Source organism: Chloroflexota bacterium, assembly GCA_015478725.1.
In the GTDB taxonomy this organism is placed as follows: domain Bacteria; phylum Chloroflexota; class Limnocylindria; order Limnocylindrales; family CSP1-4; genus C-114.
In genome coordinates this window covers 1-19,725 of sequence record JADMIG010000038.1, presented here as the reverse complement: position 1 = coordinate 19,725, position 19,725 = coordinate 1, and the positions used below count along the sequence as shown (strand labels likewise).

Sequence of the window (19,725 nt, the reverse complement as noted above, 5' to 3'; positions counted from 1 at the left end):
TCAGGCCCGCATTCGTGCGGCGGACGGTCCCCACCCGGGCCGGCCCGAAAAGAGGACCTTTCAGCTGGACAGTGAGGATGGTCAGGGTGACGACAGATGCAGGGTTCGACGCTGCCGAATCATCATACTGGTGGGTTCAATCGGGCACTCCTCCGCCGCCAGGAGAACTCGCGCCGTTCCGCGCGAACGCGCAGAAGCGCCTGCCGAACGAGAAGATAGCCGAGGACGGCCGCCGCAAAAACAGCACCAGTGGGGCTTGGCAGATGGCCAAGGACCGCAACCCCAGCTGCCGCACCGATCATCAAGCCGGATGCCGACTCGAGCAGCTGAGCGGGGACCCGGCGGGCACCGACCCGCTGATCCGAGGACCAGATGCCCCAGCGGGAGCGGCTGACGCGGCCTGCGCAGCAGCCGGTGAAGAAGCACCCGACCCGCCCGATCGCGACGCCGAAGAACAGTCCCGGCGTTGCGGCGTCGAGAAACCGGCCGACGGGCAGATAGAGGGCGAGCAGCGTCACGACGGCGACGATGGGTGCCACAATCAGGAACCCGTCGACGGCCCAGCCCCCGAGGATCGCCTGCCGCCACGGACCGGGGTGGAGAACCGCGTACCACACCTTCGCCCCGATCATCCCGGACGCGAGCGCGATCAGCGACACGATGAGCGACGGGCCGACCGGGACGCTCTCGTGGGTCAGGATCGCCGCTTGGGTGATCAGGGCGACGATCGCGCCGAGGGTACCGAGGGCGGGCCAACTGCCGGGGATGACCCCAGGCATCCTGGCCAGGGGTGCGAGCATCGCCCAGCGGGTTTTCACCGTACCGGCGGTGGCAGTCGCGAGCGCCCATCGGCGCCACGACCAGGTAGCGGGGCGGATCGGTTCGGCCGCGACGCGTCTGCCGCGGCCGGTGCCACCGCCGGGCCGGAGCAGCTCGGCCCCAACGGTCCATTCGCCCGGCGCAAGCCCGTACACCCAGGAAGTGATCGACACGGGCCCGCTGCCGGGCACGATCGCCTCGATCAGGTCGTCTTGTGCGAAGGTGTCCTGGTGCCTGGGAATCCCGGTGAGCCCGACGCGACGTCCTGTCAGGCGGACGGTCGCCGAGTACGGTTCGCCATCCTCGCCCGAGTCGAAGCAGTGGCTGACAACAAGCGCTTCCGGTTCAACGGTCTCGGACGACCCGGACTGAGCGTTCGTGGACAGCCCGCTCGCAACTGCGCGCCCCGTCCTCAAGCTCTGCGCCGCGCCCTCCACGTGCCTCGATCGGTCCCTCCTGCGCTTCTCGGCGGCGGCTGCTCTTCGCCTTGCTGCCCTGTTGTCCATGTGCCCTCGCTCGCTCGTAATCGGTCGTCTGGATCGAGGCGCCCGGCGCAGATCAGTTCGGGCGCCTTCCCTCGGCCGGACGCAAATCAGCGGAGCCTACGACATACCTATAGTATGCAGGTCTGGGGATCTGACTGAATCCGGCTTCGCTCGGTCGACCGCCTCATCCGCGAGACACGTCAACGCGCATCTGCATCGCGAGATCGATGCCGCCAGCCGCCTCCGCTACGGGTGTGTGTCGTGGAACATGCTGTGGCCTAGGCTCGTCTGCTAACCTCGCCGCGATGTCCCGCTCGACCGACCACCAGCACGAACCGCGTGACCCCGCGATCGAAGATGCCCTTGGCCCGCTCGGCGCCGCAGTGATGCGCGTCGTCTGGTCGCAGGGCGAGTCGAGCGTCTCGACCGCTGTCGATGCGCTGAACGCCGACCGTGACCGGCCGCTCGCCTACACCACGGTGATGACGATCATGGTCCGGCTGTTCGAGCGCGGACTGCTCGAGCGCGAAAAGCTGGGCCGCCAGTTCATCTATCGCCCTGGCGGCGACGAGCCCGCCCTTCTTGAAGCGCTCAGCGCCCGCGCCGTGGACGATCTCCTCGCTCGCTACGGCACGACCGCGCTGCGGCAGTTCGCCGCGCGGTTGGCGGAGGCTGACCCCGAGCTCCGCACACGGCTCCTCGCCCTCGCGAAACGGCGATCGTCGTGAGGATTCGCGTGTTGAGACCCGGGGCCATCGTGGCCACGATGGGCGCTACGATCGCGCTTATCTGCTTGGCTGTCGTTCCCCGGGCGGGTGGCGACCCGATGCTGGCGGGCGAAGCCTCGAGCGTCGCGGTGCTCGCGATCTGGATCGTCGTCGCGCTCCGAGAGACGCTCCGTGGGCGCCGCCTCGCGCGGGCCCTCGCTGGTCGGTCCGCCCCTATCGCCGCGGCAGGGGTGGCGTGCCGGGTCGTCCGAGGTGGGGGCCGGCACGCGTTTGTCCTTGGCGCGATCCGACCGCAGATCTATGTCGGGGACGAGCTGATAGAGACCCTCGATACGGAGGAGCTGCGAGCCGTCCTCCTCCATGAGGACCACCACCGGCGAACATTCGCGCCGCTCCGGGCTGCCGCGCTCGAAGCCTGGCTGACGATGGTTGGTCGCTCGGCAACCGCGCGGACCGTGTTGCTGGCCCGACTCACCGATCTCGAGGAGGAGGCCGACGCGGCCGCGCTTCGCCGTGGGGCGGACCCGTCTGCGCTCGCGAGCGCGCTCCTCAAGGCGGACTCCAGCCTCGCCCTCGGCGTCTCGTTCGCCGCCGTGTCGGCGCAGCGCCTGCGGACTCTCGTCGCGCTCGCGAATGGGGCCGCGCAGGTGGACGCGCCTTGCCTTCCGTACGAGTGGCTTCCCGGTGCCACCATCGCGATCGTCGTGCTGGCCTGTCATCTAAGCGGACTCCCCCCACTCGCCTGAGCCCGCCGTCTCGGCGCACGCGCCATGGGAAGGGCTGGGAATGAGCGGTGGGGTCCAGGGGTCGGCGGCCCGTATACTACGGCCACGTCGTAATGCCGAGGTCCTGCCGCGATGTCCCACAACCCGTCCGCCGGTCTGTGCCTGGAGCTGCGAGGTGTCTCGAAGCTCTTCGGGCGGACCGTGGCGCTCTGGCGGGTTGATCTCGATGCCGGCGCGGGTGAGTTCGTTCTCCTGATCGGCGCCAACGGATCAGGCAAGTCGACGCTCCTCCGAATCGTCGCCGGGCTGACCTCGCCGACGGCTGGAGCGGTTCGATGGACAGGCGCTGCCCCCGCCGCGCGCCCGCGGGTCGCCCACGTCGGACACGCGTCGGGGCTCTACGACGAACTCACCCCCTTCGAGCACCTCACCCTCTCCGCCCGGCTCGCCCGCAGCGATCCGGCCCATGCAATACGCCTGCTCGAGAGGATCGGCGCAGCGTCGGTGGCCGGCGAACCGTGCGGCCGGCTCTCGGCCGGGATGCGGCGGCGCGTCGCGTTGGCGCGGGCGTTCGCGTCCGCCCCAGATGCAATCCTGCTCGATGAGCCGCTCGCCGCCCTCGACGAGGCCGGGGTCGCGGCCGTCCTCGACCTCATCGACGAGGCGACGCGAGCCGGACGCCTCGTCCTCGCCGCCGCGCCGTCCGACGCCCGTCTCCACGTCATGGCAGCGCGCACGGTCGCCCTGGTCGACGGCCGCGCTCTGCGTTCGCTGCCGCCATCCACGGTTCGCACCGAACAGATCGATGCTGGCTGACATCCTCGCGCTCGTCGCCAAGGATCTCCGGATCGAGCTGCGAACGCCGGCTTCGATCGCCGGGGCGCTCACCCTCGGGCTCATCGGCCTCGTCGTGACCGGCCTCGCGGCAGGTCCCGACACGGCGCGCCTTCGAACGATCGCGCCGGGACTCGCATGGTTGTCGATCGTCTACGCGGCGATCACCGTCGGCGAGCGCCTCGATCGGATCGACCGCACTGACGACGCGTTCTCGGTGCTGTGGCTTTCGGTCACCGATCGTCGGGCGATCTTCGCCGCCAAGGTCGTCGCGCTCACGACGGTCCTCTGGACGATCACGCTCACGCTCCTTGGCGCGGCGGTCGTGCTCCTCAACGTGGAGCTGGCGCCTGCGTCGGTCGCGCTCGTCCCGCTGGCCGGGCTCGCCTGCCTCGCGCTCGCCGGCACCGTGGGCCTCGTGACCGGGGTCGTCGGGGCCAACAGCCAGCGGATCCTCCTCTTGCCGGTGACCCTCCTGCCGCTCCTCGCGCCGACCCTGCTCGCCGCCGCCCAGGGGACGGCCGCGGTCCTCGATGGTCGCCTCGACGCCGCGCTGCCGTGGTCCGCGCTGCTCACCGCCCAGGCGGCCCTGTTTGCCGGACTCGGCCTGCTCGTCTACGAAGCCGGAGCAGCCCTCGAATGATCGTGCTTCGACGCCTCCTCGCGCCATCCGCCGCCGCCGCCCTCGCGGCCGTCGCGGTGGTCGTGACGATCGGTCTCTTCATCGTCCCGCCCGACCGGTTGCAGGGTCAGGTCGAGCGGATCATGTACGTCCACGTGCCGGCGGCCTGGATCGCGTATCTCGCCTTCTTCGTCACGTTCGCGGCGAGCGTCCGATATCTGTGGCGGCGCGACCTCGCGGCCGATCGGCTGGCGGCCGCGAGCGCCGAGGTCGGCCTCGTCTTCACCGCCGTGGCGATCGTGACCGGTTCGATCTGGGGCAAGGCGACGTGGGGCATCTGGTGGGATTGGGATCCGCGCCTGACGACGACCGCGCTGCTCTTGGTGATCTACATGGGCTATGTCCTCGTCCGCGCGTCGATCGTCGACCGGGTTCGCCGGGCTCGCGCCGGCGCGGTCATCGGGATCGTCGGCTTTGCGAACGTCCCGATCGTCCATTTCTCCGTCCTGTGGTGGCGGAGCCTGCACCAACCACCGACGATCATCCAACCCGGCGACCCGACGATCGGCGACGTGCTGCTGGCGGAGCTGCTGGCGAGCGTCCTCGCCTACACGCTGCTCTTCCTGTACCTGCTCAACCGCCGGCTCGAGCTCGAGCGGGCGCGCGATGAGGCCGAGCTGGCGCTGCTCGAACGGTCATGACCGACATCGCCTTTGTCGCCGGCGCATACCTCGCGGCCCTCGGTGCGCTCGGCGTCTACGCCGCAACGCTCGGGCGCCGCCTGCGCGCGGCTCGCTCGGCTCAGGCGGCGATCGAGCGCCGGAGGGAGGTCGAGGCGGAGGCGGAGGCGGAGGCGCGGACCCTGCCGCAGGTTCGCTGATGCGCGCCCGGCCGGCGACGCTCCTCGGGCTCGGATTGGTCGTCGCGGCGCTCATCGCGCTTCTTGGCCTTGCGGTCACGAACGCGGTGGTCTACTACGTGACGCCGACCGAACTCGCGGCGAGCCCGGTCAACGGCCCGGTCCGACTGTACGGGATCGTCGTCGCAGGCTCAGTCACCTTCGACCGCTCGACGGGCGCGCTGTCGTTCCGGGTGTCGGATGGGCAGACGACCGAGACCGTGACGAGCCGGTTCCTCCCGACCGCCCTCTTCCGCGACGGGATCGGCGTCGTCCTCGTCGGGCGAACCTTCGGGCCCAGGGCCTTCGCGGCCGACGAGATCCTCATCAAGCACTCCGCGGTGTACGAACCGCTCAAGCCCGGGGAGACAATCCCGCCCGACATCCTGCAGCAGATCCGGGGCGGCGGATGATCGGGAGCGCCGGACTCACCGCCAGTCTCGCCGGGTTCGTGCTGGCCGTGCTTGGCCTGGTTGTCGCCCTGCGGGCGGTGCGATCGGGCAGCTTCGATCCAAGCCTCCGGCGGTTCGTCTTCGCCACGGCCGCCCTCGCGATCGGGGCGAATGTGATCATGGTCGTCGCCCTCGTCGTCCATGACTTCTCGGTCGTCTACGTGGCCCAGGTCGGGGGCCGCGAAACGCCGCTCCTCTACACGATCGCCTCGCTCTGGGGAGCGCTCGAGGGCTCGATCCTCTTCTGGGCGGGGCTCCTGGCGTCACTGACCGCGCTGCTTGTCCTGCGCACCGCCGCCCGCGACGAGGGGCGGCTCCCGCCGGCTCTCGCCGTCTTGTTCGGATTGCTCGTCTTCTTTCTCGGCATCGTCGTCGGTCCCGGCAACCCGTGGGGACGGGTGTCACCGGTTCCGGCCGACGGGCCCGGGCCCAATCCGCTCCTTCAGAACAACCCGCTCATGGTCGTCCATCCGCCGCTCCTCTATCTCGGCCTCGTCGGTCTGGCGATCCCGTTCGCGCTGACGATCTCGGCGCTCGTTCGGGGTGAGCTCGATCGGCCGTGGCTGGCCGCGACGCGCCGCTGGACGCTCGGCGCCTGGGTCGCGTTGAGCATGGGGCTCGTGCTCGGGGCCTGGTGGTCGTATGCGGTGCTCGGCTGGGGTGGTTACTGGGCCTGGGATCCGGTGGAGAATGTCGCGCTCCTGCCGTGGTTGACCGCGACGGCGTTCCTCCACTCGGCGATGGTGCAGGCGCGGCGCGGCTCGCTCGCCGCCTGGAACGTGGCCCTCGTCGTCGCCTCATTCTCGCTCACCCTCGTGGCGACGCTCATCACCCGAAGCGGCATCCTCTCCTCGGTCCACAGCTTCACGAATACACCGATCGGGCCGCTCTTCCTCGCCCTCGTCGGCGGCGCCGTGACGGGGTCGGTCCTGCTCGCGGTCTGGCGCCTTCCGGGCGGGCCGCCCGGCGGCGCGCTCGGCGCGCGCGGGGTCGCCTTTCTCGTGAACAACCTGCTGCTCGTCGCGATCGCCATGACCGTCCTCGTGGGAACCCTGTTTCCGCTCTTCGTCGAGGCGGCGACCGGTCGGCAGGTCAGCGTCGGGGCGCCGTACTTCGAGCGGGTCATCGGGCCGATCGCGCTCGGCCTGCTCGTTCTCGCCGGCATCGGGCCGTCGCTGCCGTGGGGCTCCTGGACGCCAGCGGCGCGCCGGCGCCTCGTGCCGGGCGCGATCACGGGGGTCGGCCTCGCGATCGGCGATCTCCTCGTCGGTGGCCCGCCCGAACTCATCCTCGGGGTCGCGATCGGTGGGTTCGCGCTCGTCCAGTCGACGAGCTATCTGGTCGACCTCGCGCGCCGCCGTCGACCGCCGCGGGGCGTCCGGACGAACCCCGCGACATGGTTCAGCTGGCCACCCCGGCGAGTCGGGGCGTTGCTGAGCCACGCTGGTATCGCCCTCGTCGCGCTCGTCATCGTCGCCGCCGCGGCCGGGCGACAGGACGCCACGGCGACCCTCCGCGACGGCCAGACGCTCGACCTCGGCGCGTACCACGTCGAGCTGGCCAGGATCTCGAGCGAGGTTCGCCCGGACCGTTCGATCGTCCGGGCAGCCGTGCACGTCGGGGGGCCTGGCCTCGATCAGCTGGTCACCTCTGACCTGAGCCTTTTTCCGAACTCCGCGCAGACGATCGCCACCCCGGCGATCGTCCCGGGCCTGACCACCGACGTCTACCTCGTCTTGCTCGATGTCGACCCGCTCGCCGGCACGGCCTCCCTCCGTTTGACGATCCAGCCATTCATGAGCTGGCTGTGGGTGGGAGGGCTCCTCGTCGCGACCGGCGGTCTCGCTGCGCTGGCGCCTCGGCTGACCGCGCGATCGACCCGCGCGACCGCCCCCGACCCGGAGGCCGTGGCGGCTGGGGCGACGACGTGAGCGCGGCGGCGATCCGGTCCTCGCGCTCGCGACTCCTCGCGTCGCTGGTCGTCGGCGTGGCGGTCGTCGGAGTCATGGCGCTTGTCGCGGTCGGTTTCGCCCGTGACCCAGGACGGATCGAATCGCCGCTCGTCGGTCGCGTCGCCCCGGAGTTTCGGCTCGTCTCGCTCGGTGGCACGACGATCGACCTCGCGGACCTCCGCGGGCGTCCGGTCGTTCTGAACTTCTGGGCATCATGGTGCATCCCCTGCCGTGATGAGGCACCGCTGCTGCGGGCCGCGCAGGAGCGCTACGCGACACTCGACGTCGCCTTCCTCGGCGTCGTCTACGAGGACAGCGCCGCGAGCGCACAGGCGTTCGTCGACCGCTACGGGATCGCCTATCCGTCTCTCCTCGATCCGGACGGTCGGACGGCGCTCGATTACGGCGTGTACGGGATCCCCGAGACATACTTCATCGCCGCCGACGGGACGATCCGCGACAAGCAGATCGGGCCGCTCGACGCCACCTCCCTCGAGCGCCAGATCGGCGCGGTGCTCCGGTGAGCGTGCGGCGCCTTGCACTCCGCGGATCGGCCGACGCACTGTTGCTCGGCGCCGTTTTTCTCGTCGTCGTCGCGGCACTCCTGGCGGCCCTCGATCTGCGGCCGCCGAGCCCCGCCGAGCGAGCTAGTGGGCTCGAAGCCGGGCTGCGCTGCCCAGTCTGCCAGGGCCTATCAATCGCCGACTCGCCGGCCGCGCTCGCCGGCGAGATGCGGAGTGTCGTGGTCCAGAAGGTGGCGGCCGGAGCGACCGATGCTGCCGTCCGTGCGTTCTTCATCGAGCGATACGGGCAGTGGATCCTGCTCGCACCCGACGCTTCCGGTCCGAATCTGCTCCTCTGGGCGGCACCGGGTCTGCTGCTCATCGGCGGCACGGCGGTCGTGGTCGGGCGATCCCGCCGACGCGGGCGGCGCCTCCGTGTGGAGCCCGCCGACCGGGTCACCGCCGATCGACCCCGTCCGCTCGTGTTGGGGGCCGCGATGGCGATCGTCATCGCCGCCGTCGCGGTCCCGCTTGCCGTCGCTACCGGGCCGCGCGCGATCGGCGGTCAGATCACCGGCGGCCAGGCGACGATCCAGGCCGCGCCGCCGATCGAGGATCTTCAGGCGCGCGTGACCGCCGACCCCACCGATGTTGGCGCATTCGTCGCGCTCGGCGACGCGTATGCTGGAGCCGGTCGCGGCGGCGATGCGGCCGACGCCTATGGCCGTGCCCTCAAGATCGAGCCCAACGATGTCGGCGCGCTCGTCGGGATGAGTTCCCTCCTGCTCGGTGCCGGCAGACCCGACGGTGCCCTGCCGCTCCTCGATCGAGCCGTCGCGATCGCGCCGGACCTGCCCGACGCGTACCTGTACCGCGCGATCGCCCGCTACCAACTCGCGGGTTCGCCCACCGCGGCCGCTCGCGCCGATGCCCTGCGGTTCCTCGATCTCGCCCCGGCCGACCCCCGGCGCACGCTCGCGGACCAGCTCCTCGTAGGGCCCGGTCCGAGTGGCGCACCGTGAGCCTGGCCGTCGCGTTCCTCGCCGGTCTTGTCTCGTGCGTGTCGCCGTGTGTCCTCCCGATCATGCCAGTCTTCGCCGGCTATATCGTCGGCGGCAGCGGCGAGGCTCGAACAACCGCCGCGCCGGTCGGTCGGGCGATCGGGTTCCTAGTCGGGTTCCTGGGGGTGTTCGTCCTGCTCTGGGTGTCCATCGGGCTCGTTGGGTTCGCGCTGCTCCAGAGCATCCCTCTCGCTCGTGGCGTCGCGGGCGTCCTCATCATCGCGCTCGGTATCGGCATGGCCACCGGATACCATCCCATGTTCGCCCTTCCGGTCGGCGCCCGACTGGCTGGCGGCGCCCCGGTGCTCCTGGGTGCGGGAGTCGCGGTGGGTTGGACGCCATGTATCGGGACGACCCTCGGCGCGATCCTCACCCTCGCGGCCGCGGCCCCGACGGTTGGCGTCGGCGCGCTGCTGCTCGTCGCCTACGCGCTTGGGCTGGCGGTGCCGTTCCTGCTCGTCCTGGTTGCCTACACGCGGTACCGACGTCTCTCGACGTGGCTCGCCGCCCGTCGCCGCGGCGTGGAGGTCGCGTCGGGCGCCCTCGTGGCGGGCGTCGGCATCCTCGTCTTCAGCGGACTCTTTGCGCGACTTGCCGGCTTGTTCACGTTCGGCGTCGTGTAATCCCTGCAGCCGTCCAGATGGGGGCCGCGAGCCCGCCATCGGCTACTCGGCGGTACCCGGTGGTCCGATTTCAGCCGGGAGCCCTTTCAGGAGGGCTGGAACGTCATTACATTGATGGGACGTATGACGGGTCGAGGTAGTGCTCGGGATCGTCGTCGAACTCAAGCTTGCAGCCTTTGCCGCAGAAGAAGTACTCGACGTCGCGGTGCCGAGTCTCATGGCCTTTGGCGCGCGATGCGTCGGGCTCCACGACCATGCCGCAGACCGGATCGATGACACCAGCCGCATCCGAGCTGTGATCGTGATGGCCGCCGCCCTCGGTTTCGTGGTGGGTCGACGGGCCGATAGCCCACGCCACCGGCAGCCGCTCACCCCATGGAGCCATCAACGAATCCGTCTGGATCTCGTAGCGGGCCTGCGGGTGGACGTGGCTCATTGCCTCCGGTCCCACCGCGAACTCGTTGCCGCAGCAGCAGCCCTCCGTCGCGACGCGATCTCCGCGCTGATAGGTCGTCGCAGGGGTGCATCCGCATGGGCAGCGGTAGCCGGCCGTGACAGCGTCGGCCCCCGCGGGCTCAACGGTCAGATGAAGCTCGAACATGTAGTCGTCTCCTCTCGCGGCTCGCGCCACGCATGCCACGATACTCCACGGGAGTATAACGTACCTGCCGGTTCACCTACCTGGCGGGTGGCGACGGAGCCACCGCGCTGCCAGCGGGAACGCATCGGGCGCAGCCCTGGACCCGGAGCCGCAGCCGCCACACGAGCGTCGCGCCAAGGAGCGCGATTGACCCTGCCCCGATGATCGGTTGAAGGGGTCCGAAGACCCCGACCGCACCGCTCACCCCGAGGATTGCGACGATGATCTTGTTGCAGATCGGGCAGCCGATCGCGAGGTAGGCCGCAACGCCTCCAGCCGACGCGGGAACGGAGCCGCCGTCGCGCCCCGGATCGAAGCCAGCGACGCGTGGCGGGGCGAGGTAGGTAGCGAGGATCAGGCCCACAAGCGGAGCGGAGAGGAGCCATGTGACGACGTTGACCGGTTCCGTCGGCAGCATCCGGATGAAGAACGCGTTGGGCAGGACGGCCGAAGGGATCCCGAGGACGAGCAACGCGAGGAGCGTCCCGCCGGCTGCGGCCGCCCAGAACCGCCGATCGAGTGTCGATCGCAATGCCACAAACGGCCTCCGAGCAGAAGGAGAGTTCGCGCCACATCCTACGACAGATCCGTCGTATATTGGGGTGCACCGTCATTGCGACCGGATGGCGCCACCCATCGACAGTGGACCACTCGCGGCGGAAGAGGGCTCGGTCGACTCGCAAAGGGTAGTAGTAATCCTCCGACGTATTACATCCCGCTCGCCTTGTCTAAGCCGAAAGCCCAAGACGATGGGCGGAATGGCCGACCGCGCGATGCCGAAATGCGAGGCTGATGCCGTCAGGACGTAGACTTCAGGGCCTCCCGAGCGGGAGTAACTCAGCTGGCAGAGTGTCTGCTTCCCAAGCAGAATGTCGCGGGTTCGAATCCCGTCTCCCGCTCCACATCGCCCTTCTGAACTCAGAGCGACAATTTGACTGTCGCGCTCGACGATTCTTCAGGCCTTCGGGTTCGAATCTCGAAGTGATTCCGCGCCCTGCTGGAGCGGCCGTCAATTCGGTCAGCGACACCCTGACTGAACACGGCGTTCAGGCAGATGGTCGAAGGGTCGCCGATCTCTTGACGACGAGCTGGGGGTGCGGTTGGCCAACGCAACGATCGGCGCGCGCTCAGTGACCAGGACAGCGAGCGACCGTGAAGAACAAGGCCGAGCCTTTTTGCGGGCCCGGCCAAGGCCGCATCGAGCGCGAGGGCCAGCCCGCCAACTGGTGCTGCCGGGGTGCCTGGGAACAGATCCGCTGTCTCAGCCTGGCGCCTTCGACTCTCCCTTCTTCGCGGCACGCACCGCCCGAAAACCCGAGTCGTCGCCAAGGTGGAAATAGATGTGCCCGCGGAGCGAGCCATCCCGCTCAAGGATCGCCCAGCCACGACCGCTCGCCCGGTCTCCTTCGTCGTCGCCCTCCCAGGTGAACTCGACGCACGGGCGCTCCTGCGTTGGCCCGGGTCGACAATCCATGAATCCCTGGGCGGAGATGAACCGGAAGTGGCCGGTCCGGTCCTGGCCGAACTCGATGAAGGCTGCCTCGCTGAGGTCGATGTCCTCCGAGTCCCAGAGGTCCATCTCCGCGATCCTCCATCGGCCCACGAGGCTCATTGCTCGTCTTGCTCGTTCCTCAGTTGGCATCGCGCTACTCAGGAAACAGCTCGGCCTGCGCGCCGAGCGGGTCGTGGCGGCCGGCTTTTCCGCCGTCTGGGCCACGTTCTGCCTTTGGGCGGAGACGCGCGGGGCTCCAGGCCCGCACCTTCCTGTCCGGATCGGTCGCCGCTCGGCGTGTTGCGCCCTCGGGATCGATCGCAGCCAGGACGTCGAGGGCGAGCAGCCTGACCGAACCGCGCGGCCAACCGAGCCCGAGCTCGATCGCGATGCGAGCCTCGCCGGCATCGAGGACCTCGACCGCATCGAGCACGCCCGAAGCGATGGCCCCTCCGTCGATCGGCCCGAGCTCGGCTGCTCGAGCACGCAGCCTGGCCAGCGTCCGCGAGTCGGCGCGCAGGAGCCTGGCCGTCGCCCATCGCCGCAACGGAGGCGCGATGAAGCGTATGGCCGGCACGGCGCTGTCGGGATCCACGCGCCCGAGCGGGATGCTGACCGGCCCTTCGGAACCCTCCAGATCGATGGATATCCACTCGGAGCCGATCCACCCGGCGGGATACTCGAAGCGGAACTGATCGGACCACAGGAAAGTCGAAGCCAGCTCGTCGAGATCCTCCTCGACGAGGACGGCGGTGTCGACGAGCCCGGCGATGAGCCTTGCCGTGTCGCGACCCCAGCGAGAAGCGGTGCACAAGAGAAGGGCAGTGGTGACCGCTCCGGGCTCACCGTTATCGTGATGTCTGCGGAACAGCCCCAGGGCCTCGAACGGATGCGCGCCGGTGAGGCCATCGCGCAGGGTCAACACCTTCCACAGCGCCTCTGGGTTCTCCGCGCCCCAGAGTTCGACGAAGTCGTCCAGCGGATCGCCGCGGTCCGGGTCGGGTTCATCGTTCCAGTCGTCCATCGGCGGCTCAGCCCGATCGTCTCTTGGAGTACAGGTCCCGGACCCACTCCTCGATCGGCGCCACCGCCAGCGCTTCGGCGGACAGCCCGCCGCGGCGCTTCGCCTCCGCCCCCATCCGACCCCGCTCCGCTCGACTGGTCACGCGCTCTCCCGCTGGCGCACTGATCGGCCGTCATCGTACGGCCTCAGCCAGCGTCTCGTGGGCGACTACGAACGTATACGCACGCGCTACAATCTGGTCGATGGCACGCGACGCAGCCGGACCGGTTTCGACTCGCTATCCGACGGACACCCTCGGGCGGCTCGACCGGCGTGCGCGCACCGAAGGCCGCGCCCGCTCGGCACTCATCCAGCGCTATGTCGCCGAAGGGCTCGAGATGGACGAGTATCCCGGCCTCGTCTTCCGATCAGGCCCGGCTGGGCGACGGCCGGGCCTGATGGCGGGACCCGATCTCTGGGAGGTCGTGGCTGTATTCCAGAGCTTCGGCGACGTGAAGCGGACCGCGGATTGGCTAGACCAGTCGTCTGGCTCGATCGAGATCGCGCTGCGCTACTACGAGGAGCACCGATCGGAGATCGACGACTGGATCCGGCGCAACGAGGAGGCGGCTGAAGCGGCTGAGCGCATCGCGCGCGCTCGGCACGCCGGCCCGTGAAGCTGCTACTCGACGAGATGTACCCGAGGGTGATCGCCGAGCGGCTCGGCGGGCGCGGGCACGATGTCATCTCCGTCCACGACGCGCCCGGCCGGGGGGCGCCGGATCCCGAGGTCCTGGAATACGCGCGCTCCGAAGGGCGCGCGCTCGTGACCGAGAACATCCGTGACTACCGTCCTCTGGCCGAGCGGCTGCTCGGCGCAGGTGAGAGCCACGCCGGACTGGTCTTCACAACCGACCGACGTTGGCCGCGGAACGACGCGGGGGCGCTGATCAACGCGCTCGAGCGGCTGCTCGTGGAGCGCCCGGACCAACCAGTCGCCATGGAGATCTGGCTGTAGGAGCGCCCGGTTACGCACCACGACGCGACACTCCAACTGGACAGATTCACGACCCTCGCCGCGCTCCGGCCACTACGTCCGGTGGGCGCTACGACGCAGAGACGGTCGCCTGGAAACGCGACGGCCACGACGGCGACGAGCTGTCCATGGATCTCGCGGTCCAGCCGCCGGCAGGCAGCCGATCGCGGCTCGTCGAGATCGCGCTTCGGGAACGTTGGCACGTCGTCCAGGGCGACCGGTGGGAGCTTGCCGAGTATGCCTACGAGCTCCGCCACGACGGCCTCGACTACCGTCGCGCCCTCCATCGCCACGATGTCGACCACTTCGTTCGAACCTACGGCGTCGCGACGCATGAGCACTGCGAGGCAACCACGGGGAACCCTGCGTGCGGCCACTACATGGCGAACCCGTGTCGCGGGGCACTCGACGGATTCGATCGGCTCTACGACCTGTGGCTGACCGGCACGAAACCCGACTGCTCGCAGCTCCGCTGTTCTCCGGTAACGCGAAACCGCCAGCGATGGCGGTACGCCGCACGCTGGAAGGAGGAGCCGACAGCGGTTCTCCAGGCGCGACCTACGCCCCGAGCCCTCCGCGTCGCCGTAGGCCCAGAGGTCGAGGGCGTCGAGGTCGACCACGTCGATCCCGTTCGTCGCGAGGGCCCCCGCGATCTGTGCCCGATGCTCGGTCGCGTGGTGGATCGCCTGGCCGAGGATCGTCGATCGCGCCCGGAGGACCGTCCCGCGGTATGGGTAATCTGCCGGCCCGTCCGGCACGGCGCCCTGAGCGCGGATCCGGGCGTCGTAAGCGGCGCAGCGGGTGGCAAGCTCGGCGACCTCGGCGATCGTCGTCGGTGGCACGGTCCGCGCCGGGCGTGGGGCTCCCTCGAGGCGCGCGGCGTAGCCCGCGGCCGCCATCACGATGTGATCGAGGATCATCGCGACCGTCCACTCGTTCCGGGGAGACGCGAGCGCGAGCGTCGAGTCCGGCAGGTCGGCGAGCCGGGCGAGGAGCGCGGCGTTCGCCCATGCCATGTGGCGGAGCAGCCGGTCGAGGGTCGGGTCGGCGGTCGGGTCGCTCATCACCGGGTCGGCGCCTCCGTCACTCTGCGTCGAGACGGCGAGTATGCACTCGCGAACCTCCGTGCGCAGCGGGTGGCGACGGCCATGGAGCGAGCGATGACCCGAGCCAATCTGACCCTGCAACTTGATATGGAAGTGATCAGGCGTGCGCGGATCGTGGCGGCGAAACGCGGAACGTCGATCAGCGCCCTCGCGGCGACGCAGTTGATGGAGCTCGTGGATGAGGACGAGCGGGTCGAGCTGGCCCGAGGGCGCGCGGAGGCGATCCTGAAGAAGCCGCTCCCTCGCGGGGGTCGGAGCTGGACGCGCGACGAGCTGCACGATCGTCAGGCGCTTCGGAGCCGATGACGGCCGCCGGGCGGACATTCGTCGACACCAACGTCCTGCTCTACGCCCACGACGCCAGCGAGACCGAGAAGCAGCCGATCGCCCGAGCTCTGCTCGAGGAGTTGTGGGCGGACCGCTCGGGCGTGCTGAGCACCCAGGTCCTCCAGGAGTTCTACGTCGTGGCCACCCGCAAGTTCGATCCACCGATGCGCCGGCCGGAGGCACGTGAGCTCATCGCGCTGTACGCGACCTGGCCCGTCGTCCAGGTCGATGTCGGGCTGATCGTCGACGCAACAGCCCTCGAGGAGCGGGCTCAACTGTCGTACTGGGATGCCCTCATCGTTGAGGCCGCGCGACGTGCCGGGGCGGTGCGTCTCGTGACCGAAGACCTCAAGGGCGGACGCCTGATCGCAGGGGTGAAGATCGAGAACCCGTTCAGCACGGTCCGCTAGGCCGAGACGGTCCCCCGGCCCAGATCTTGCGTTCGTCGGGGTCAGGCGATCTTCGTCCCGGCCGTGTCGAACGCCATCGCCCGCTGGAGCGCGGCGGCCCGGAGGTCACCCGGAATCTCGACCGGACCGCCCGCCGCCCGCGCGTTGATCGCCGCCTGGGCTGCCTCCTCGACGACCCCGCCGATCAGGACGGCAAGCTCAGTGGTCCGGTGGAAGACGAGCACGCCGTGGTTGGCGAGCAGGACCGCGGGGACGCCGCGTCGCGCGGCCTGCCGGATGTTGGCGACGGCCTGCTCGGATCCCCGGGGGCCGTACGCAGCGACGGGCACGCCATCCGCGAACCCGAACATCGCGAGCGCTTCGATCCAGCAGTCGATCGGGCGGTTCGCAACCGCAAACGCGGTGGCGTATGGCGAATGGGTATGGAGGACGCACCCGACGTCAGGCTGGTCCTGGTACATGGCCGTGTGCATCGCCACGACGGCGCCCTGGATCGGTGGCAGCTGGCCCTCGAGGAGCGTTCCGTCGAGGCCGACGCGAACGACGCCCTCCGGCCCCAATCCCCGGAGCGACGGAGCGGACGTGAAGTACATCTCCTCCGCACCCGGGACACGCAGGCTGACGTTGCCGTGCCCATTCGCCGAGATCGCTCCACCGGCGACGACGCGCGCCGCGGCAGCGACTACCTCGTCAACGAGGGCCTTGTCCACCTTCGTGCCTTCGACTCTTCGGCCCCGAGCGTCCGGGCGGTCGGCCTACTTCTCGATGTAGGCAGCGATCGGGGGGAGGACGCCATGCCGCTCCATGGCGGCCGCCGTCTCGGGCGACGGTGAGGTCATCATCGCCTGTGCGCCTGCCAGGTCATGCACGTCCGCGGTGATGGCGATGGTGTTGCTCCCATCGAGTGCGACGTGGTCGGTCACGTTCGTGGCGAACGCCGAGATGAGGGCGGAGCGCTCTTCCTTGCCCTTCAGCCAGCGCTCGACGTCCACGACCGCGTGGGTGATGACGATCTTCGGCATGCGGGCTCCTTGGGGAAGCGCGCCGAACCGCCTGATGGCAGGGACGCCGACCCAGTGTGAGGACGGTGATTGTACTCGCAGGTGGCCCTCCCATCCGAGCGAGATCCCATCCGAGCGCGTCTGCTAGCCTCGGCCGCACGGCCCGAAAGGCCCGCGAGGAGGACGCCGATGACGCCCGATCCCGAAGCACTCCGACGGTTTGCCCAAGCGTACACAGCGGCCTGGTGCAGCATGGACCCGGACCGCGTCGCGGCGCATTTCGCGCCCGAGGGCTCGCTCGAGATCAACGGGGGCACGCCAGCGGTAGGTCGCGACGCCATCTCTGCGACGGCTCGCAGCTTTTACACGGCGCTGCCCGACATGCAGGTGTACCTGGACGAGCTGGTCGTGGATGGCGACCGGATCGAATATCACTGGACGTTCACCGGCACGAACACCGGACCGGGGGGCACCGGAAACGCGGTGCGGGTGGTCGGCTACGAGGAATGGACCATCGACGACGGGCTGATCGCCGCCTCATCCGGCCACTATGACCAGGCGGAGTATGCCCGCCAGCTCGAGCACGGGGTCTGACCGCGCCGCGAACATCGCCGGTCGCCGCGTCGCCGCGTCGTCAGGTCCGGCTTGATGGCAGGTCGGCCGGAAGGATCCTGAACGGCTGCCCGCCTGGGCCGCGGACCGCGCGGAAATGGCGCTGGTCGAGGGTCAGCAGGTCGACCAGGTCGTGGCGCTCGGCCAGGACGATCAGGGACGCGTCGGCCAGGCCGAGGTCGAGGTCGGCGTATCGATCGAAGATCTCGTCCGCTCGGGCTACGTCGTCAGGGCCGAACGATTCGAGCTGGTAGACGCCGTCGGCCACCTGTCCGAGTAACGCCCGCTCCGCGGACCGCGAAACGCGTGTCGCCAGCAGGTAGTCGAGTTCGGCAAGTACGAACGGAGACAGGAGACGCGGTGCCTGAGCCTGTCGGAGCACCGCGGCGGCAGCGTGATGATGTGTCTGTGATGCGTCGATCGCCGAAAGGAGCCCACTCGTGTCGAGGATGATCACCGCTCGCCGAAGCCGTCGAGGTACTCGTCCACCTGCTCGGCAAGATCGGGCTGCCCGCTCTCGAAAAGCGGGAGCGATGGCTCTGCCGCTCGGTATCGGCTCGCTATCGCCTCGATCCCCTCGCGGATGAGATCGGCCTCGCTACGACCCGAAGCCTTCGCTGCCCGCGCGAGGGCACGCTTCTGCCCGATCGTCAGGTAGACGGTCGTCTTCTCCATGCCACCCACGGTACCATACGTTGCCGCCGACATGGTCGCTCGAGCTCCGGGCGTTCCGCCTCAGACGGCAGCCGTCCCGGGGTCGGATGTCGGACTCCATCGCCGGGCCTCGACCCGGACCGGTCGATCGGTCGACCACGCCGCTTCCATCCGCAGGCTCAGCTCCTGGTCCCAGGCCGCCTCGGCAAGGCTACAGAGGGCGGGACCACCATCGAGGTGATCGTCCATTCGCGCGAGGCACGTCGCGACCGCGATCTCGTCGTCGGTCAGGCGGGCCGGAACAAAAGGATTGCGATAGACCCACCGATCGCCGGCGGTGATCCCCTGGTGATGGAGGCCTTCGAGGTTCCCGTCGTGGCCCGTGTCGCGCCGGATCAACTCGAGGGCGATCGGCGACGTCGCCTGGTCGACCCTGCGCATCGTCATCCCGTCGATCTCTCCGCGCTCACCTCGGAGGAGCACCCGCGGCGCGCGGATCCAGGAGAAGTACTGGTCAGGCGTGAAGTCGTAGACGCCGAGTCGGCCACCAAAGTCGAACCAGGCCAGGACCTGTTCGGAGGTCTCGGTCCGCTCTTCGGTCGGTGGGCCGGACCGATCGGGCCCCGCCACGAGCGGCGAGGCGAACCGGTGTGCCGTGATCGTCACCGGCTCGAACCCGGTGCCCAGGTATCGGCGCAACAGGTCGATCCCGTGGTAACCGTGCGCGACGGAGATCTGCGCCTGGGTAACGATGCCGAGTGCGCCTGAGCGGGCCAGCGCCAGACGGGCGGCATGGTGGGGCTGGAACTGGTACTGCTCGGCCACCTGGATCCGGGCGTCGGAGGCAGCAAGGTCCACAAGATCGGACAGCGCATCGAGGTCCGGCGCCGGTGGCGTCTCGGCCAGGACCGGTACTCTGCGGTCGGCCAGCTCGCGGATGAGTCGAGGCGTGACGGCCGGCGGCACCGAGGCCACGACGAAGCGAGGACGATCGGCCAGCAGCACATCAAGGGAGGTATGGGCCGGGACACCCCAGTCCGCGGTGATCCGGGCCGCCCGTTCCGGGTTCGTGGCCAAGACGCCCGTGACCCGGAACCGCTCGGGCAGGGCCCTGGCGATCCGGAGATAGAACGCGGCGCGCCAGCCCGCCCCCGCGATCGCAAACGAGACGACGTCCAATCGATCCTCCCTTGGCGCGGCGCGTGGCCTTCGATCGCTCCAGCATGCCTCGACCGCGGATTGGCCGCTGGACGAAGTATCGCGGCGGTCGCGGCGGCCAGTGGCGGTCGCGGCGGCCAGTGGCGGTCGCGGCGGCCAGTGGTAGCACCGTTCCTGCCAGATGTGCGTCATGCGGGCGTTGGTCAAACCGTTCGTGACACGTGCCCGTCAGGCGGTCCGCTGTCACCAATCGAGCCCTACCCGGGCGACCGCCCACGCTCAGCGCGCGATCAGGACCCTCGGTCGACTCGACGCTTCGGGGACCAGTGCGCGCCTGAGGGTCGTCTGACGGAATCGGGGGCGCGCGGGGGGCGCGCGGGGGTCGCCCGGGGGTCTCGGGGGGTCGCCCGGGGGTCTCGGGAGGTCATCGCGGGTTATCGGGGTCCTCGAGGGTCACGGGGCGTTATCGGTGGACCCCCCCCGGCGGACGCGTGGCGCCGGTCGCCCGTTCTGGGTGATGGCCAACTGCACCCCGCTTCCGATACGCTCTCGGCCACAGCCCGTTCGATCGGAGTCGGCGACGT

At 69.7% G+C, this 19,725-nt stretch carries 26 protein-coding genes and 1 tRNA gene; 17 read left to right on the top strand and 10 right to left on the bottom strand.

What is annotated here, in order from left to right; genetic code table 11:
* Positions 1-122: 122 nt before the first annotated feature.
* A complete protein-coding gene (locus IVW53_14255; GenBank protein ID MBF6606728.1) occupies positions 123-1,256 on the bottom strand; it encodes a prolipoprotein diacylglyceryl transferase in 1,134 nt (377 codons plus the stop codon).
* A gap of 353 nt (positions 1,257-1,609) precedes the next feature.
* Here IVW53_14255 and IVW53_14250 point away from each other — a divergent pair, with 353 nt between their 5' ends.
* The 11 genes from IVW53_14250 (at position 1,610) to IVW53_14200 (ending at position 9,702) form a co-directional block, all read left to right on the top strand.
* Entirely contained in the window at positions 1,610-2,032 is a 423-nt protein-coding gene (locus IVW53_14250; GenBank protein MBF6606727.1) for a BlaI/MecI/CopY family transcriptional regulator, read from the top strand.
* A 65-nt stretch (positions 2,033-2,097) separates the two neighbouring features.
* Positions 2,098-2,778 (top strand): M48 family metalloprotease, encoded by a 681-nt coding sequence (locus tag IVW53_14245; GenBank protein ID MBF6606726.1) that lies wholly within the window; start codon positions 2,098-2,100, stop codon positions 2,776-2,778.
* Positions 2,779-2,889: 111 nt separating this feature from the next.
* Positions 2,890-3,573, top strand: a complete 684-nt coding sequence (gene ccmA / locus IVW53_14240) for a heme ABC exporter ATP-binding protein CcmA (GenBank protein ID MBF6606725.1) — start codon at positions 2,890-2,892, stop codon at positions 3,571-3,573.
* A complete protein-coding gene (locus IVW53_14235; protein MBF6606724.1) occupies positions 3,563-4,234 on the top strand; it encodes a heme exporter protein CcmB in 672 nt (223 codons plus the stop codon). Before ccmA ends, IVW53_14235 begins: the two co-directional genes overlap by 11 nt.
* Entirely contained in the window at positions 4,231-4,914 is a 684-nt protein-coding gene (ccsA, locus tag IVW53_14230; protein ID MBF6606723.1) for a cytochrome c biogenesis protein CcsA, read from the top strand. The genes IVW53_14235 and ccsA overlap by 4 nt, the downstream gene beginning before the upstream one ends.
* A complete protein-coding gene (locus tag IVW53_14225) occupies positions 4,911-5,093 on the top strand; it encodes a hypothetical protein (protein MBF6606722.1) in 183 nt (60 codons plus the stop codon). The genes ccsA and IVW53_14225 overlap by 4 nt, the downstream gene beginning before the upstream one ends.
* Positions 5,093-5,524 carry a cytochrome c maturation protein CcmE gene (locus IVW53_14220; protein ID MBF6606721.1) on the top strand — a complete coding sequence of 144 codons (432 nt, stop codon included), beginning with the start codon at positions 5,093-5,095 and terminating at the stop codon, positions 5,522-5,524. Before IVW53_14225 ends, IVW53_14220 begins: the two co-directional genes overlap by 1 nt.
* Positions 5,521-7,494, top strand: coding sequence for a heme lyase CcmF/NrfE family subunit (locus IVW53_14215; GenBank protein ID MBF6606720.1), 1,974 nt, complete (start codon positions 5,521-5,523; stop codon positions 7,492-7,494). The genes IVW53_14220 and IVW53_14215 overlap by 4 nt, the downstream gene beginning before the upstream one ends.
* Complete coding sequence (locus IVW53_14210) at positions 7,491-8,039, top strand: TlpA family protein disulfide reductase (protein ID MBF6606719.1); 549 nt, start codon at positions 7,491-7,493, stop codon at positions 8,037-8,039. The genes IVW53_14215 and IVW53_14210 overlap by 4 nt, the downstream gene beginning before the upstream one ends.
* Positions 8,036-9,040: a cytochrome c-type biogenesis protein CcmH gene (locus IVW53_14205; protein MBF6606718.1), complete on the top strand. Its 1,005-nt coding sequence runs from the start codon at positions 8,036-8,038 to the stop codon at positions 9,038-9,040. Before IVW53_14210 ends, IVW53_14205 begins: the two co-directional genes overlap by 4 nt.
* The gene (locus tag IVW53_14200) at positions 9,037-9,702 is read left to right on the top strand and encodes a cytochrome c biogenesis protein CcdA (GenBank protein MBF6606717.1); all 666 of its coding nucleotides are present in this window, start codon (positions 9,037-9,039) and stop codon (positions 9,700-9,702) included. Before IVW53_14205 ends, IVW53_14200 begins: the two co-directional genes overlap by 4 nt.
* Positions 9,703-9,808: 106 nt before the next feature.
* On the opposite strand, the gene IVW53_14195 is transcribed toward IVW53_14200, so the two are convergent.
* Complete coding sequence (locus IVW53_14195; protein ID MBF6606716.1) at positions 9,809-10,333, bottom strand: YHS domain-containing protein; 525 nt, start codon at positions 10,331-10,333, stop codon at positions 9,809-9,811.
* Positions 10,334-10,379: 46 nt separating this feature from the next.
* Entirely contained in the window at positions 10,380-10,880 is a 501-nt protein-coding gene (locus IVW53_14190) for a hypothetical protein (GenBank protein ID MBF6606715.1), read from the bottom strand.
* Positions 10,881-11,168: 288 nt separating this feature from the next.
* Here IVW53_14190 and IVW53_14185 point away from each other — a divergent pair.
* Positions 11,169-11,244, top strand: a tRNA-Gly gene (locus IVW53_14185).
* Between the two features lie 359 nt (positions 11,245-11,603).
* On the opposite strand, the gene IVW53_14180 is transcribed toward IVW53_14185, so the two are convergent.
* Together IVW53_14180 and IVW53_14175 are read right to left on the bottom strand one after the other, a co-directional pair.
* Entirely contained in the window at positions 11,604-11,954 is a 351-nt protein-coding gene (locus IVW53_14180; protein MBF6606714.1) for a hypothetical protein, read from the bottom strand.
* A 34-nt stretch (positions 11,955-11,988) separates the two neighbouring features.
* Entirely contained in the window at positions 11,989-12,858 is an 870-nt protein-coding gene (locus tag IVW53_14175) for a hypothetical protein (protein ID MBF6606713.1), read from the bottom strand.
* Positions 12,859-13,100: 242 nt separating this feature from the next.
* Between IVW53_14175 and IVW53_14170 the strand changes: the two genes are divergently transcribed.
* The 4 genes from IVW53_14170 (at position 13,101) to IVW53_14155 (ending at position 15,716) form a co-directional block, all read left to right on the top strand.
* On the top strand, positions 13,101-13,514 hold the full coding sequence (locus tag IVW53_14170; GenBank protein ID MBF6606712.1) for a hypothetical protein: 414 nt from the start codon (positions 13,101-13,103) through the stop codon (positions 13,512-13,514).
* 29 nt (positions 13,515-13,543) lie between these two features.
* Positions 13,544-13,855, top strand: coding sequence for a DUF5615 family PIN-like protein (locus IVW53_14165; GenBank protein ID MBF6606711.1), 312 nt, complete (start codon positions 13,544-13,546; stop codon positions 13,853-13,855).
* Between the two features lie 146 nt (positions 13,856-14,001).
* Positions 14,002-15,285: a hypothetical protein gene (locus IVW53_14160; GenBank protein MBF6606710.1), complete on the top strand. Its 1,284-nt coding sequence runs from the start codon at positions 14,002-14,004 to the stop codon at positions 15,283-15,285.
* A complete protein-coding gene (locus IVW53_14155) occupies positions 15,282-15,716 on the top strand; it encodes a PIN domain-containing protein (protein MBF6606709.1) in 435 nt (144 codons plus the stop codon). Before IVW53_14160 ends, IVW53_14155 begins: the two co-directional genes overlap by 4 nt.
* A gap of 41 nt (positions 15,717-15,757) precedes the next feature.
* On the opposite strand, the gene IVW53_14150 is transcribed toward IVW53_14155, so the two are convergent.
* Together IVW53_14150 and IVW53_14145 are read right to left on the bottom strand one after the other, a co-directional pair.
* Positions 15,758-16,426 carry a class II aldolase/adducin family protein gene (locus IVW53_14150; protein MBF6606708.1) on the bottom strand — a complete coding sequence of 223 codons (669 nt, stop codon included), beginning with the start codon at positions 16,424-16,426 and terminating at the stop codon, positions 15,758-15,760.
* Between the two features lie 45 nt (positions 16,427-16,471).
* The gene (locus IVW53_14145; protein MBF6606707.1) at positions 16,472-16,738 is read right to left on the bottom strand and encodes a hypothetical protein; all 267 of its coding nucleotides are present in this window, start codon (positions 16,736-16,738) and stop codon (positions 16,472-16,474) included.
* 168 nt (positions 16,739-16,906) lie between these two features.
* Between IVW53_14145 and IVW53_14140 the strand changes: the two genes are divergently transcribed.
* A complete protein-coding gene (locus IVW53_14140; protein MBF6606706.1) occupies positions 16,907-17,311 on the top strand; it encodes a nuclear transport factor 2 family protein in 405 nt (134 codons plus the stop codon).
* A 40-nt stretch (positions 17,312-17,351) separates the two neighbouring features.
* On the opposite strand, the gene IVW53_14135 is transcribed toward IVW53_14140, so the two are convergent.
* The 3 genes from IVW53_14135 to IVW53_14125 are packed head-to-tail and all read right to left on the bottom strand — an operon-like array spanning position 17,352 to position 19,333.
* Entirely contained in the window at positions 17,352-17,786 is a 435-nt protein-coding gene (locus IVW53_14135; protein ID MBF6606705.1) for a PIN domain-containing protein, read from the bottom strand.
* Positions 17,783-18,004: a CopG family transcriptional regulator gene (locus IVW53_14130; protein ID MBF6606704.1), complete on the bottom strand. Its 222-nt coding sequence runs from the start codon at positions 18,002-18,004 to the stop codon at positions 17,783-17,785. Before IVW53_14130 ends, IVW53_14135 begins: the two co-directional genes overlap by 4 nt.
* A gap of 60 nt (positions 18,005-18,064) precedes the next feature.
* Entirely contained in the window at positions 18,065-19,333 is a 1,269-nt protein-coding gene (locus tag IVW53_14125; GenBank protein ID MBF6606703.1) for a Gfo/Idh/MocA family oxidoreductase, read from the bottom strand.
* Positions 19,334-19,725 lie beyond the last annotated feature (392 nt).

Bases quoted from the DNA above. Each gene is read 5' to 3' on its own strand.
- IVW53_14250 (MBF6606727.1), top strand. From the start codon at position 1,610: ATGTCCCGCTCGACCGACCACCAGCACGAACCGCGTGACCCCGCGATC.
- ccmA (MBF6606725.1), top strand. From the start codon at position 2,890: ATGTCCCACAACCCGTCCGCCGGTCTGTGCCTGGAGCTGCGAGGTGTC.
- IVW53_14235 (MBF6606724.1), top strand. From the start codon at position 3,563: ATGCTGGCTGACATCCTCGCGCTCGTCGCCAAGGATCTCCGGATCGAG.
- ccsA (MBF6606723.1), top strand. From the start codon at position 4,231: ATGATCGTGCTTCGACGCCTCCTCGCGCCATCCGCCGCCGCCGCCCTC.
- IVW53_14225 (MBF6606722.1), top strand. From the start codon at position 4,911: ATGACCGACATCGCCTTTGTCGCCGGCGCATACCTCGCGGCCCTCGGT.
- IVW53_14220 (MBF6606721.1), top strand. From the start codon at position 5,093: ATGCGCGCCCGGCCGGCGACGCTCCTCGGGCTCGGATTGGTCGTCGCG.
- IVW53_14215 (MBF6606720.1), top strand. From the start codon at position 5,521: ATGATCGGGAGCGCCGGACTCACCGCCAGTCTCGCCGGGTTCGTGCTG.
- IVW53_14180 (MBF6606714.1), bottom strand. From the start codon at position 11,954: ATGAGCCTCGTGGGCCGATGGAGGATCGCGGAGATGGACCTCTGGGAC.
- IVW53_14175 (MBF6606713.1), bottom strand. From the start codon at position 12,858: ATGGACGACTGGAACGATGAACCCGACCCGGACCGCGGCGATCCGCTG.
- IVW53_14170 (MBF6606712.1), top strand. From the start codon at position 13,101: ATGGCACGCGACGCAGCCGGACCGGTTTCGACTCGCTATCCGACGGAC.
- IVW53_14160 (MBF6606710.1), top strand. From the start codon at position 14,002: ATGGATCTCGCGGTCCAGCCGCCGGCAGGCAGCCGATCGCGGCTCGTC.
- IVW53_14155 (MBF6606709.1), top strand. From the start codon at position 15,282: ATGACGGCCGCCGGGCGGACATTCGTCGACACCAACGTCCTGCTCTAC.
- IVW53_14145 (MBF6606707.1), bottom strand. From the start codon at position 16,738: ATGCCGAAGATCGTCATCACCCACGCGGTCGTGGACGTCGAGCGCTGG.
- IVW53_14140 (MBF6606706.1), top strand. From the start codon at position 16,907: ATGACGCCCGATCCCGAAGCACTCCGACGGTTTGCCCAAGCGTACACA.
- IVW53_14130 (MBF6606704.1), bottom strand. From the start codon at position 18,004: ATGGAGAAGACGACCGTCTACCTGACGATCGGGCAGAAGCGTGCCCTC.
- IVW53_14125 (MBF6606703.1), bottom strand. From the start codon at position 19,333: ATGACGCACATCTGGCAGGAACGGTGCTACCACTGGCCGCCGCGACCG.